This window comes from Kosakonia sp. R1.Fl (assembly GCF_023516815.1).
Classification (GTDB): Bacteria; Pseudomonadota; Gammaproteobacteria; order Enterobacterales; family Enterobacteriaceae; genus Kosakonia.
Map to the genome: position 1 here is coordinate 3593265 of NZ_JAMGSQ010000001.1, position 13144 is coordinate 3606408.

The 13144-nt window shown below is 55.1% G+C and carries 13 protein-coding genes; 4 read left to right on the plus strand and 9 right to left on the minus strand.

Features of this window, described 5'->3' with window-relative positions:
• Window positions 1–65: 65 nt before the first annotated feature.
• The 5 genes from M8Q36_RS17005 to cfa form a co-directional block, all read right to left on the minus strand.
• Window positions 66–431 carry a helix-turn-helix transcriptional regulator gene (locus M8Q36_RS17005; protein WP_249881670.1) on the minus strand — a complete coding sequence of 122 codons (366 nt, stop codon included), beginning with the start codon at window positions 429–431 and terminating at the stop codon, window positions 66–68.
• 102 nt (window positions 432–533) lie between these two features.
• The gene (locus M8Q36_RS17010) at window positions 534–1229 is read right to left on the minus strand and encodes a LutC/YkgG family protein (RefSeq protein WP_249881671.1); all 696 of its coding nucleotides are present in this window, start codon (window positions 1227–1229) and stop codon (window positions 534–536) included.
• Window positions 1229–2662, minus strand: coding sequence for a LutB/LldF family L-lactate oxidation iron-sulfur protein (locus M8Q36_RS17015; RefSeq protein WP_249881672.1), 1434 nt, complete (start codon window positions 2660–2662; stop codon window positions 1229–1231). Before M8Q36_RS17015 ends, M8Q36_RS17010 begins: the two co-directional genes overlap by 1 nt.
• Window positions 2663–2671: 9 nt before the next feature.
• Window positions 2672–3391 carry a (Fe-S)-binding protein gene (locus M8Q36_RS17020; RefSeq protein WP_249881673.1) on the minus strand — a complete coding sequence of 240 codons (720 nt, stop codon included), beginning with the start codon at window positions 3389–3391 and terminating at the stop codon, window positions 2672–2674.
• Window positions 3392–3484: 93 nt separating this feature from the next.
• Window positions 3485–4633, minus strand: coding sequence for a cyclopropane fatty acyl phospholipid synthase (cfa, locus tag M8Q36_RS17025; protein WP_249882794.1), 1149 nt, complete (start codon window positions 4631–4633; stop codon window positions 3485–3487).
• 211 nt (window positions 4634–4844) lie between these two features.
• On the opposite strand from cfa, the gene M8Q36_RS17030 reads away from it, so the two are divergent.
• A complete protein-coding gene (locus M8Q36_RS17030) occupies window positions 4845–5642 on the plus strand; it encodes a helix-turn-helix domain-containing protein (RefSeq protein WP_249881674.1) in 798 nt (265 codons plus the stop codon).
• A 45-nt stretch (window positions 5643–5687) separates the two neighbouring features.
• Here the strand turns inward: M8Q36_RS17030 and M8Q36_RS17035 are convergent, their stop codons facing one another.
• From M8Q36_RS17035 to M8Q36_RS17050, 4 genes are all read right to left on the minus strand, one after another.
• Window positions 5688–6899 (minus strand): MFS transporter, encoded by a 1212-nt coding sequence (locus M8Q36_RS17035; protein WP_249882795.1) that lies wholly within the window; start codon window positions 6897–6899, stop codon window positions 5688–5690.
• A 280-nt stretch (window positions 6900–7179) separates the two neighbouring features.
• Window positions 7180–7572: a diacylglycerol kinase gene (locus tag M8Q36_RS17040; RefSeq protein ID WP_249881675.1), complete on the minus strand. Its 393-nt coding sequence runs from the start codon at window positions 7570–7572 to the stop codon at window positions 7180–7182.
• Window positions 7573–7677: 105 nt separating this feature from the next.
• Complete coding sequence (locus M8Q36_RS17045; RefSeq protein ID WP_249881676.1) at window positions 7678–8910, minus strand: sensor histidine kinase; 1233 nt, start codon at window positions 8908–8910, stop codon at window positions 7678–7680.
• 23 nt (window positions 8911–8933) lie between these two features.
• On the minus strand, window positions 8934–9629 hold the full coding sequence (locus M8Q36_RS17050; protein WP_249881677.1) for a response regulator transcription factor: 696 nt from the start codon (window positions 9627–9629) through the stop codon (window positions 8934–8936).
• A gap of 99 nt (window positions 9630–9728) precedes the next feature.
• Here M8Q36_RS17050 and M8Q36_RS17055 point away from each other — a divergent pair, with 99 nt between their 5' ends.
• From M8Q36_RS17055 to M8Q36_RS17065, 3 genes are all read left to right on the plus strand, one after another.
• Window positions 9729–11381, plus strand: a complete 1653-nt coding sequence (locus M8Q36_RS17055; RefSeq protein WP_249881678.1) for a phosphoethanolamine transferase — start codon at window positions 9729–9731, stop codon at window positions 11379–11381.
• Between the two features lie 172 nt (window positions 11382–11553).
• Window positions 11554–11901 (plus strand): HNH nuclease YajD, encoded by a 348-nt coding sequence (gene yajD / locus M8Q36_RS17060; RefSeq protein ID WP_249881679.1) that lies wholly within the window; start codon window positions 11554–11556, stop codon window positions 11899–11901.
• Between the two features lie 135 nt (window positions 11902–12036).
• The gene (locus M8Q36_RS17065) at window positions 12037–13068 is read left to right on the plus strand and encodes a S66 family peptidase (RefSeq protein ID WP_249881680.1); all 1032 of its coding nucleotides are present in this window, start codon (window positions 12037–12039) and stop codon (window positions 13066–13068) included.
• Window positions 13069–13144: the final 76 nt, after the last annotated feature.

Genomic DNA, 13144 nt, shown 5'->3' on the forward strand with positions numbered 1-13144 from the left:
TATTCCTTTACGCGCTGGTCGAGCGTTTCAGTGTAGCCTGGATGGGTGGCAACGCGGAGACAGGTTTACTCCTGCGTCGCCTGCTCCTGAGCATAAAGGCGATATTGCCTTGGCGTTAATTGATACTGTTCGCGAAACGCGCGGCAGAATGTTGATTGCTGCTGGTAACCCAGGTGCAGCGCAATATCCGTAATAGAGCGATGCGTTTCGCTCAGCAACGCTTTCGCCATCACCATGCGCCGATAGCGGATGTAAACACCAGGCGACATGCCGGCGATTTGTTTAAAACCGCGCTGGAAATGCCACGCAGAGTAACCGGATTTTTTCGCTAATACGCCAAGCGGTAACGGTTCGGCAATATTGCTCTCGATCCACTGGAGAATATCCTGGATGGTTAAGCTCATCAGATATAACGAGGACTTTTTTCTCATTTCAATACCCGCTGTTAATGCGCGGCGTTTGGGGAAGTTATCTCTGTTTCCTCCCCGAACGCAAAAGCGTCACGCGTCACTGGATTTGTCAGATTATCCGCATCAGCAATCTTCAATAATTAAGTAGACGGCATTCAGCGGCCCGTGGACGCCAACGACTTTAATCAGCTCAATATCGGCCGTCGAACTTGGCCCGGCGATAAGATTGATACACGAGGGAAGCGTTTCGCCTTCCTGCACCCGCTGGCGCAAAACGTGCGCCAGTTGCGTGACGCCATACAGCAATCTGCTCTTATAGATAACGAACAGGGTGGTGGTGGGCAGCAGGCTGATAGCACGCCCCTGTGACGGGGAGGAAAAGAGCACCACACCGCCGGTTTCGCACAGACCATATTCGGCGTAGACCACGCCAATGCTGGCTTGTGCGGCGCGACGCAGATTCTCTTCTCCGCTGGCTGAATCCCAGCAATGTGCTGGAAATGTGTTCTGCAAATGCGCGGTGATCCCGATGTTTGCCAGCCGGGCGTCGCCGCTCATCAACAGCGGGCCGCCGCCGTACTGGTTACAGATCCGTTCGGCAAGCTGGGGAATTTTTGCCAGCGGAGCCACTTCGCAGTGAGCCTGCATAACCGTGGTCGCGTATTCGATAAAGCTGTCGCAGGGGTGCTGCTGGATCTGCCCGGCGTAGCGGCTTGTCAGCGGAGCGTGTCCGGCAAACTCCAGCGGCTGCGGTATCTGACGCGGTTCGCGACCGAGTCGACCAGCAATTTTTTGCATAAAAGCATCACGGTTTTCCATCAGGCTTGCTCCCCGTTTTGTTGCTGTTTTTGGTGTTTTTTAAACCAGCCACGGAAACTCTCGCCATCGGCAGCGGGCAGATCGCGCGCCTCCGTCCACTTGCTGATGGCTGAGATGGTAAAGGGCATTTTGCCGTTGCGGATCATCAGTTGGGCGGCGCGCGCGCCAGCGACCATGCCAACTTTCCACAGCCGGGGGTGACGGTTGGCGTAATTGAACAGATGAACGGTGTGTCTTTCCATAGCGGGCGTTTTTCCGCTTTCCGCCAGTGTGCGGCGGTGCTCGAGGATCAGTGACGACAGCGGAATGCGCACCGGGCAGACATCATCGCAGGCGGTACATAATGAGCAGGCATAGGGCAGGTTTTTGAAATCATCATAACCGCCGAGCAACGGCGTGAGCACCGCGCCAACCGGGCCGGGATAGATCGAGCCGTAACCGTGTCCGCCGATATGACGGTAGGCAGGGCAGGTATTCATGCAGGCACCGCAGCGGATGCAACGCAGGATGTCCTGGAAAGGCGAGCCCAGCACCTGTGAGCGACCATTGTCGACAATAACCAGATGGAACGATTCCGGCCCGTCGCTCTCCATGCTGCCTTTCGCGCCGGTAAGCCAGGTGTTATATCCCGTAAGACGGGCGCCAACCGCGCTGCGCGCCAGCATCGTCAGGATAATATCCAGTTCGGCAAATGTCGGCACCACGCGCTCCATGCCCATCACGGCAATGTGCGTTTTCGGCACGGTGGTACAAAGCCGGGCATTGCCTTCATTGCTCACCAGGCTGAGCGTGCCGGTTTCCGCGACTGCAAAGTTGCAGCCGGTAATGCCGATGTCGGCGCTGAGGAAATCCTCGCGGATCTTCTGGCGAATAAAACGCGTCATGGCTTCCGGCGTTTCGGGGCCGTTATAACCCAGCTTTTCGCGCAACACCTGCTGAATTTGATGGCGATCCCGATGAATGGCCGGTACCACCACGTGCGAGGGGGCATCTTTGGCGAGTTGCAGAATATACTCGCCCAGATCCGTTTCCACGACCTCAATGCCAGCCGCTTCAAGCGCGGCATTCATGCCGATCTCTTCGGTGACCATCGACTTCGATTTAACGATTTTGCGCGCCTGCTTTTCCTGGGCAACCTGCAAAATATAGCGGGTGGCATCTTCATGCGTATCGGCGAAAAAGACGTGACCGTCGTTAGCGCGGATCTTTTCGCTTAACTGGTAAAGATAGGCATCGAGATTGTCGAGAACATGGGCACGAATTTCAGCGGCGCGCGAGCGCCAGTCGGGCCAGTTTTCCAGTTCATCGACCATTTTCTGCCGGTTGATACCGATCCGATCCTGCGCGTTGGCCACGGCGTGGCGCATGACCGGATCGTCAATTTGCTGTTGTACCCGGTCATAAAAAGGAACATTGCTGGTTTTTAGCGACATAGTGTTTCCTTAGCGGCTCATCAGCACATCAGCGATATGCAGCACACGAACATTCTGGCCTTCACGCTGTAAACGCCCGCCGATATTCAGCAGGCAACTGGCATCCGCGCCGATCAGGTAATCCGGCCTGGCTTGCATGATATGCGCGACCTTTTCTTTCACCATTTCGCCGGAAATTTCGGCCATTTTGACCGAAAAGGTGCCGCCAAATCCGCAGCAGGTTTCCTGGGCGCCAAACGGCACAATTTCCAGATCACGCACCTCGCGCAGCAGTATTAGCGGTTCATCACGTACCCCAAGCTTACGAAACAGGCTGCATGAGGGGTGATAGACCGCCCGTCCTGGCAGGCGCGCGCCGACATCGGTTACGCCAAGCTGGTTAACGATAAAGGAGGTCAGATCAACCATGCGGCTGGCAACCTTTGCGGCGCGCATCGCCCACTCCGGCTCATCGACCAGCCAGTCCGGGTAGTGGCGGATCGCGTTCATGCAGGAACCGGCAGGCGAGATAATCGGGTAGTCGTTGATTTCCAGCGCCGCAATCTGCGCTTTCATGCCCGGCAAGGCGTCACGAATGTAGCCGCTATTAATTGCCGGTTGACCGCAGCAGCCCTGTTTTTCAGGAAACTGAACATGGCAGCCTAACTGTTCGAGTAGCAGGACACTGTTTCGCGCCATGCGCGATTTAAGTGCGTCCCCAATGCAGGTAACAAAAAAATTTACGTTCATATTATTTAGCTTCCAGCGAAGATAACGGCATAACGTCATTTTTAATTTCAGGCAGGCGGCGAGGGGGTTGTGCTTGCCTGATTAATCATCTCTTTAGCGCGCCACGCGCAGCCCGCCGGTGACGCCGCGGCTTAATACGATTTGCCAGAGCTGGATATTTCTGGCGCGAAATGCGCCCGCGCAGGCGGTGAGGTAATAATTAAACATGCGGTGAAATTGCGTGGAGTAATTGCTTGCTATTTGCGGCCAGGCCTGATTAAAACGGCGATGCCAGGCCATTAATGTTTTGTCGTAATCGGCACCGAAATTATGCACATCTTCGATAACAAAATAGGGCTCGCTGGCTTCGGTAATCTGTTTTAAGGAGGGCAGGCAGCCATTCGGGAAAATGTATTTATTGATCCAGGGATCGACATTATGCAGGGTTTTATTCGACCCGATGGAGTGCAGTAAAAACAGACCATCCGGCTTCAGGCAGCGATCGACGGCGTTGAAGTAGGTCGCATAGTTTTTCGGCCCGACATGTTCGAACATGCCGACGGAGACGATGCGGTCATAGCGTTTATCCAGATCGCGGTAATCCTGCAACAGGATGCGAATATCCAGCCCCTCGCTGTGGCTTTCGGCGTAGGCTTTTTGCTCTGCCGAAATGGTGATGCCTTCAACGCTGACACCATAATGGCGCGCTGCGTATTGCGCTAAACCACCCCAGCCGCAGCCGATATCCAGCAGCGTCATGCCCGGTTTAAGCTGCAGTTTTTCACAGATCAGCGCGAGCTTATCCTCCTGCGCCGCGCAGAGTTCATCGGCGTTTTTCCAGTAACCGCAGGAGTACTGCATATGGGGATCGAGCATACGGCTAAACAGATCGTTACCTAGATCGTAATGCACTTCGCCCACTTGCCAGGCGCGGCGACGGGACTGAGGGTTGATGATGCGCGCCGCGGCGATGCGCATCAGGTCGGCCAAACGCGCCGGGCGCTGCTCATCAAGCCTGGCGCGCAATAGCTTGTCAAAAAACACATCAAGCTGTTTGCAATCCCACCAGCCCTCCATATAACTTTCACCGAGCCCGAGTGAACCCTGCTGCAACACGCGCCTGAAAAAACGCGCGTCATGCACGCGGATATCCCAGGGTTCGGGACCATTAATCATGATGCCTGCCTGGGACAGCAGTTCCTGGACAATCCGCAGCCAGTGGCCGGGTTTACTGATCACATCGACGGTACATTCGTTAGCCATCATCTTTCCTTCAACGTAGCGTGCGCTCAGCCGGTAATTCCCCCGTTATTCACTGCCCGTCAGTGCGAAAAAGGCTTATCGCTCAGGCAGCTGGCTGGTAAATTGTTCACAACGGGTGAAATATATTTATGACCCGTTCATTATTCAGGAAACCCGTTTTGCCTGCGCTGTGCTATCAAGACAAACTTCATCGAATAGAGGTCAGGTTGTTATGTGCTCAAAGCTTGTGTTGCCGCCTCGTCAGCCCATTAGCGGCCAGCCCGCGCCGGTGCTGATGACCTTGCCGCGCCCGGTGTACTTTCGCAGTTACCCTTTACGCGGCGATACGGGCGTGGACATGCACGAGCATCCGTTCGCGGAATTTCTCTATGCGCGCGAGGGAAGTATGCGGGTGGAAATTGAAGGCAAGACGCTGGTGGTGCCCGTGCTTTATGGGGTCTGGATCCCGGCGCGCATGCCGCACCGTCTTCTTGCCGGCAGCGACGTATTGCTGGAAAGCCTGTATGTCGAGGCCGATTTTGCCACCATCCCCTTTAGCGGCAGTAAGGTGGTGGTGGTGAGTGATTTTGTGCGTGAGTATATTCACTACGCCACGCAAAACGTGCCGGAAAAGTATGACGACGCAGGCGATGACGCGCAGTTAGTGCAGGTACTGATTTCCCTGCTCAGACGTTTACCCGATGCCGGGTTATCGGTCTCCTGGCCGGTATCGCCGTTGTTGACGAAAGTTTGCAGCCAGATCCAGAAAACGCCCGGCGACGCGCACAGCATCGAACAGTGGGCCTCCTGTAGCGGTATGTCGGTGCGCACGTTTTCACGTCGTTTCAAAAAGGAGACCGGCGTCGCGTTCAGCGAATGGAAAAAACGGGTGCGTTTGCTGGAATCCGTGGTGATGTTAAAAAACAAACGCAGCGTGACGCAGGTGGCGCTGGAGCTTGGCTATTCAAGCCCGGCCTCGTTTACCTTTGCGTTTCGCGCCATGTTCGGCGTGCCGCCAACGCGCTATTAATCGGAGACTGCCCGCCGCGCTTTTTCAGCCGCGCCGGGGCGCGCGTCATTCATACTGCCGCTCTTTACTAACTCCTGAAAAAAGCCGGCGTAGCCACCAGATAACCAGCGCCAGCAGGGCGATTGCCCCCAGCACGGCAAACGCCACGCTGTAGGAGTATTTCGCCGCAATTGTTCCCGCCATCGCCGGGCTGAATGCGGCCCCGACACCTTGTAACAGCATGATAAAGCTCTGCCCGGCGTTGGTGTGCCCGCTGCCTTCCAGCAATTTAACGATATAACCGGGTACCGCCACGCCCAGCAGCCCTGCGGCCACGCCATCCAGTATCTGAACCGGGATCATAAAAAGCGGTCCGGCCGAGACGCAGGCCAGCGCCGCGCGCAGCGGCAGAACCAGCAACGCTGCGGTAATCAGCAGCGGGTAACCATATTTTCCCGCCCTGGCGGCGGCAAATAAGGCGACGGGGATCATCACCAGTTGCGAAATAATGACGGTCGCCGCCGCATATACACCGGCGCTCATTTCCGCGCCTGGCGCGGAGGCCACACGCATACTGAGCATCGGCAGCAGCGCCGCGTTAGCCAGATGAAACAGCATCAGCGTCACGCCGGTCGCGATAAGGGCGGGGTGAGTGATAATCGCGGAAAGTCGGGGGACGGTTGCCGGATCTTCATTGTGACTGAGCCCCCGTGCGGCGCGGTTATCAATGTCGTTATTGCGAACAGCAAATACCGCGAACGTTGCGCATATCGCCATGCCGGTCATCAGAATAAAAACGGCATCGGTACCGAAATACCACACCAGAATGCCCGCCAGCATCGCGGCACTCATATTTCCGCCGTGGTTAAACGCCTCGTTCCTGCCCATCTGCTGGTTAAACCCTGGCGAGCCGGTTAAGCCAAGCGTAATACCCATTAACAGCGGCGCAATAAACGCGGCGGATACGCCGGTGACAAGTTGTGAAAAACCAACGACAAAAAGTGTCGGATACGCCCAGAGTAACAGCGTGGCGGCGGTGATCAGCAAGCAGCAGGCAACAAGGATGCCGCGCTTATGCCGGGTGGCGTCAGCGACCAGCCCGGAAGGCATGGTCGCCACCAGACCCGCCAGACCGCCAGCTGTCATCATCCAGCCAATGTTGTCGGCTTGCCAGTGATGTTCAGTGAGAAATATCCCCAAAAAGGGGCCAAGGCCATCCCTGACATCCGCCATGAAAAAATTCACTAAACAGAGTGCCTGCAGCGATCGTAACGGCATAGAAGCCTTTTTTGTGTCCATGGTGCAGCGTTCCTGAAGTATCGGTGGGTTCCGCATCCTGAAAGCGTATTGTTATCCCTTTCAGCGGGTGGCAGACAAAACAGATGCCGTATCTCACAACTGTGAGAAGGGATAATAATCGGCTTTCACGTCAATCATGTGATACATAAATGTAACATTCTGTCGTGCTGGCGAAGGGGAGTGTGAAAGGCGGTCGACTGCAAACGTGTGGTAAGTCTGCATCATCAATGCGGTTGACGATGCAGACGGTATGTAACGGTTATGCCAGCAAAATCACACCCCAGACAACGGCGACCATCAGCAGCGCCGTCGTTTGGGCGGCACTGCCCATATCTTTGGCGTTTTTAGACAGCGGGTGGCGCTCCAGTGAAATGCGATCGACTACCGCCTCGATAGCAGAATTTAGCAACTCCACTAACAGGCTGATAAAGCACACGGCGAGCAGCAGCGCGCGCTCAACCCCGCTGACGTTGACAACCAAAGCGGTAATCATCAATACGCTATGTAAAACAAGCAGCTGGCGGAACGCCGCCTCGCTATACACAGCGGTAAGAAAACCGTCGCGCGAATAGATAAGTGTACTGACGATCCGCGCGATGCCGGTTTTGCCGTGAGAATATTTGCCAGTTGCGCTGGGGCCTGACGATTGCATGTGCATCTCCTGAAGAAAGATTTGAGCGCGCAGTATGCAAAACGAGATGTCAGGAAATTGTCAAAACCGTACCGGAAACAGAAACCTGGCAATAAATAGCCGTGGTTAGCGCGTGCGCTGCATATCCAGCGTAAAGCGGCAGCCTTGATCCGAACTTTCGACCGTCATGCGCCAGCCAAGATGCTCCACAATGCGTTGCACAATCGATAAACCAAGCCCCTCGCCATTTTGCTGCATGCCGGAGTGAAAGCGCTGAAAATGGCGCGGATCGATACTCGACGGCAGGCCAGGGCCGGTGTCCGAAATGGTCAGGGTTGCGCCATGCAGCGCAAGGCGGATCTCTCCCGCTGCGGTGTACTGGCAGGCATTGCGCAGCAGGTTCCAGAAAACGCTGCGCGCCAGCTCAGCATTGGTCTGTATGTGGGTCTGCTCCGCGGCGTCCAGTATCAGCGCGACGGGCTTTTTTGCCAGCCAGGGCTGGCAGCGCGCGATGCACTCTTCGAGCAAAGGACGAAGCGCGACCTCGCTGCGGGGCAGGGTTTGCGGATCGCGTGAAAGCAGCAACAGGCACGTCAACTGGCGCTGCATCTCCTGGGTGGTGCGCACGATCCGCTCCGCGCCTGGCACCAGATGGCTGTCGGCAGGTAACTGATGCATGATGGTTTCCGCCGCACCGCCAATGATCGCCAGCGGGGTGCGCAATTCATGGCTGGCATCGCCGACAAAGCAGCGCTCACGCTGGAGAAACCGCTCCAGTTCCTCGCTGTGTTGGGCAAATGCGCGCGCCAGCACGCCGATCTCATCGTTCGCGTCCTGGAAAGGTAACGGCTTTTGATTGCGCTCGACGGCGTTGGCCAGCCGTGTAATGGGAACGGTAACGCGCGCCGATGTTAAACGGCCAATCCAGAAGGCGCACAGCACGCACAACAGAATGATAAGCGGCGCGAAACCGTCAATCATCCACTCCAGCCAGGCATAACGACTGCCATCCTGCAGCAGGTAGTAGCGCTGGTTATGCAGCGTGAATACCAGTAAGTGCTGTTCGTCGGGTGCTTTCAGGCGATGATAGCCCGGTGTGTACTGGCGCAATGCATCGGGTGCGGTCTGCACGTTGTAGAGTTGGCTACCTTGCGGCATAGCGGGGAGGATGCCGCTGGCAATCTCCTCTTCCAGCCGGGGGGCTTCGTCGCGCAGGCTTTCCGCCATCGCCCAGGCGCGGAGTTCGTCGTAGTCGAGTTGCTCAGCCACGACCACAAATGCCATCACCGCGACCATCAACAGCACAAATGAAACAGTAATGCGCGTATTGAGCGTCATCTGCTGGTAAAGGGATTTCATGGTAGATGCTCTGCCTCTGATGATTATTCTGCGCAAGCCTCCCCAGGCTTGTGCAGGCGTAAACCGATGCCATGTACCGTTTCTATCAGTGCAGATGTGAAGTTTTTGTCAACTCGCTGGCGCAGGTCATGAATATGTGTGCGCAGTGCGCCGCTTTCCGGCGGCTCGTCGCCCCACAGCAGGTACTCCATCTCCTGCTTTTTGACGACGCCGGGTGCGGCGCGCATCAGACTCAGCAGCAATTTGTGGGTGGTCGGCGTCAAATTGATGGTCTGGCCTTGCCGCCATGCCTGCGGCGCGCGGGTATCTACCCGCAGATCTTCCCAGCTTAGCGTGCCTTGCACCTGCCGCCCCTGGGCGCGGCGCACCAGCGCCTGGATACGTGCGTCCAGCTCCTTGAGTGAAAAGGGTTTTACCAGGTAATCGTCTGCGCCCAGCGCAAAACCCTGCACGCGGTCATCGACCGGATCGCGCGCGGTCAGCATCAGTACCGGCACCGGGTTTTGATATTCGCGGCGAAGTTTGCTGCACAGCGTCATGCCATCCAGGCGTGGCAGCATCAGATCCAACAGGATGGCATCGTAGTCATTCTGCGTGGCCATACGCAGGCCGGTGGCACCATCTCGTGCATCATCCAGCACGTAGCCCAGCGGCTCAAAGAAGTCGTACAGGTTGGCCACCAACTCAGGGTTATCTTCGATAATGAGCAGGCGAGTCATAGAAAACCGGCTTTGGGAAAAAGGAGCCGGCTACCTTAACAACTTCCTGACACCGGGGCGTTGATACTGCGCACATTTCTAACCCATTGAGAATTGCGCATGTTTCAACGTCTGTCGTCGTTTCGGCTCAACCCGGTGCAACTGACCTGGGTCGCCGCTCTGTTCTTTACCACCTTTGGCAATATTGCGCTGTGGCAAACGCTGTGGTCCAAAATTGAGATCAACAGTCTGCACAATTTGCTGTTTGTCATCAGCCTGCCGGTTTTCCTGTTCTGTTTTTTTAACGTGTTGCTGACACCGGTAATGATGCTGCCGTACTTGCGTAAACCGCTGCTGGCGGCGCTGGTCGTTATCAGCGCCAGTTGCAGCTATTTTATGCTGCGCTACAACGTGCTGATCGACCGCAGCATGGTGCAGAATTTCTTTGAAACGAATCAGGCTGAGCTCACTTCGTATCTTTCTGTTCCGCTGGTGCTTACGCTACTTGTTCTGGGCGTGGTGCCGGCGGCGGCGATGGTGTTGCTGCCCGGCAAAAATATCGGCCGTCCCCTACAACACCTGTTCTGGTGGCTATGCCAAATTGTTGTGACGTTAACCCTTTTTGCCGCCGTGACGCTGGCGTTCTATAAGGATTACGCTTCGCTGCTGCGCAACAATATGCAGATAAAAGACCAGGCGCTGCCGTTTAACGTTGTCCGCAATACCAATGGCTACCTGAAACGCAAGTACAGCGTGAAATCGCAGCCTTTACGCACGGTGGCGGAAGATGCCACGCGTACGGTTGCGGAGCGGCCAAAACTGGTGATTGTGGTGGTTGGGGAAACGGCGCGGGCGCAGAACTTCCAGCTTAATGGGTATGCACGCCCGACCAACCCAACGCTGTCGCAGCGCGAGGATATCATCAGTTTTAAACATGTCTCATCCTGTGGCACGGCGACGGCCATTTCGCTGCCGTGCATGTTTTCGCGCATGACCCGTTCGCAATACAACGACGTGCGTGCCGCAACGGAAGAGAACCTGCTCGACATCCTGCAACGCACCGGCATCCATATTCTCTGGCGTAATAATAACAACGGCGGCTGCAAAGGTATCTGCGCGCGCGTGCCCACCGATGATATGCCCGCACAGAACATTGCCGGTCTCTGCGTCAATAAAGATGGCACCTGTTATGACGAAGTGTTGTTGCACCAGCTCACAGCGCGTATTGATGCGATGGCGGGGGATGCATTAATTGTGTTGCACCAGATTGGCAGCCATGGGCCAACGTACTTCGAACGTTACCCGGCGCAGGCCAACATCTTCAGCCCTACCTGTGACAGCAATCAGATTGAGAAGTGCAGTAACGAGGCGCTGCTCAATACGTACGACAATACGCTGGTCTACACCGACCGGATGCTGGGTAAAACCATTACGGTGTTGCAAGGCTATGCAGCACAGCGCGACGTGGCGATGATTTACGTTTCCGACCACGGTGAGTCTTTGGGCGAGCGGGGGATGTACCTGCACGGCACGCCGTACATTATTGCGCCCGAGGAGCAAACTCATGTCCCGCTGGTGATGTGGCTTTCGCCCGCGTTTGTACAGCATGCCGGGATCAGTCTCTCCTGTATGCGCAGCCATGCCGATAGCAACAGCTATAGCCATGACCATCTCTATCACTCGATTCTCGGGCTGTTCACAGTGCAAAGCCGTGTTTATCAACCCGCACTGGATATCTTTGCCGGGTGTCGAACCGCGATGCAGCGGCGATAAAGCGGCTGTCAGTGCACAGTTGCTTGAGCGAGGTAAAACGGCTGTGCGTTTATCTGGTTAAAAATCAGGCCATCTGCGGTGCTTTGAGCAAAGTCACCGCCGCGGGTTACGCCAGTGCGTCGCTTTTGGGATATAGTAGAAAATTATCTTTTTATAACAGGTGGCACTGGCAATGGCTTTGATCCCAAAAAACTACGCGCGGCTGGAAAGCGGTTATCGTGAGAAAGCACTTAAAATTTATCCGTGGGTGTGTGGGCGCTGTTCCCGCGAGTTTGTCTATTCAAATCTGCGCGAATTAACGGTTCACCATATCGATCACGACCATACCAATAACCCGGAAGATGGCAGTAACTGGGAGCTGTTGTGTCTGTTTTGCCATGACCACGAACACTCGAAATATACGGAAGCCGATCAGTTCGGCACTACCGTAGTGGCGGGGGAAGACGCGCAAAAAGATGTCGGGGCCGCAACGTATAACCCCTTTGCCGATTTAAAATCGATGCTGAATAAGAAAAAATAGCGCCAGCACCGTTCGCTCCTGCCCGCAAAAATCAGTGCCGGGCAGGTCGGCAACAGGCCGTCAGTCGTGGCGTTAAGTAAGCGTGCTAAACAGGTTTGCCCGCAAGCTGGCAGGTAAGTACAGACAAGGATCCCAGTGATTAACTTCAGCAAGCCTCTTCTGGCGCCGCCTCTTCAGGTCGGAGACACCATTGGTTTTTTCTCTTCATCAGCGCCGGTAACCACCACGGCACCCAATCGGTTTAGCCGTGGAAAACGCTTCCTGGAGGAGAAAGGGTTTCGTCTTAAAGCTGGTCGTCTGACCGGCAAGTCTGATTTCTATCGCTCCGGTACGATTGCTGAGCGGGCGCAGGAGTTCAACGAACTTATTCGCGATCCGCACATTCGCTGTGTGATGTCGACAATCGGGGGAAATAATAGTAACGCCTTGCTGCCTTATATTGATTATGACGCCCTGCAAGCAGACCCGAAAATAATCATCGGTTATTCAGATACCACCGCGTTACTGGCGGGAATTTATGCGCGAACAGGGTTAATTACCTTTTATGGTCCGGCATTGGTTGCTTCATTTGGTGAATTTCCGCCGCTGGTTGATGCCACATATCACGCTTTTATTGAAATACTTTGCGGACAGAATAACGGTCACTACGACTATGTTTTACCGGAAAAATGGACGGATGAACGGCTTAACTGGGATGATGCCGAGCCGGTACGCGCTAAAACACTGTATGCGAATAACTGCCGGTTCATAGGGCAAGGGTTACAAACAGGGCGCGTTATTGGCGGTAACCTTAATACTTTGTCGGGTATCTGGGGTAGCGAATGGATGCCTGAAATACGATCCGGTGACATTCTGTTTATTGAAGATAGCTTAAAAGACATTGCCACCGTTGAACGTTCATTCGCTATGCTGAAACTCAATGGTGTATTTAAAAAAGTACGGGCGATCCTTCTTGGTAAACATGAATTATTCGATAACGCCGGAAGCGGCCGGACGCCTTACGATGTATTACGCGAAGTTTTAGGTGACGAAAACGTTCCGATCGTGGATGGTTTCGATTGTTGCCATACGCATCCGATGCTGACTTTACCCCTTGGTTCAACACTCACCATTGATTTTGACAATCAGAAAGTATCCATCGTTGAACCCTGGCTGTCAGACAGGTAATAAGCCGCCACCGTTTATCACTTGGCCGTGAACCGTGCCCTCCTCATCAGGAGGGCACTTACTGGAAAGTCATAAC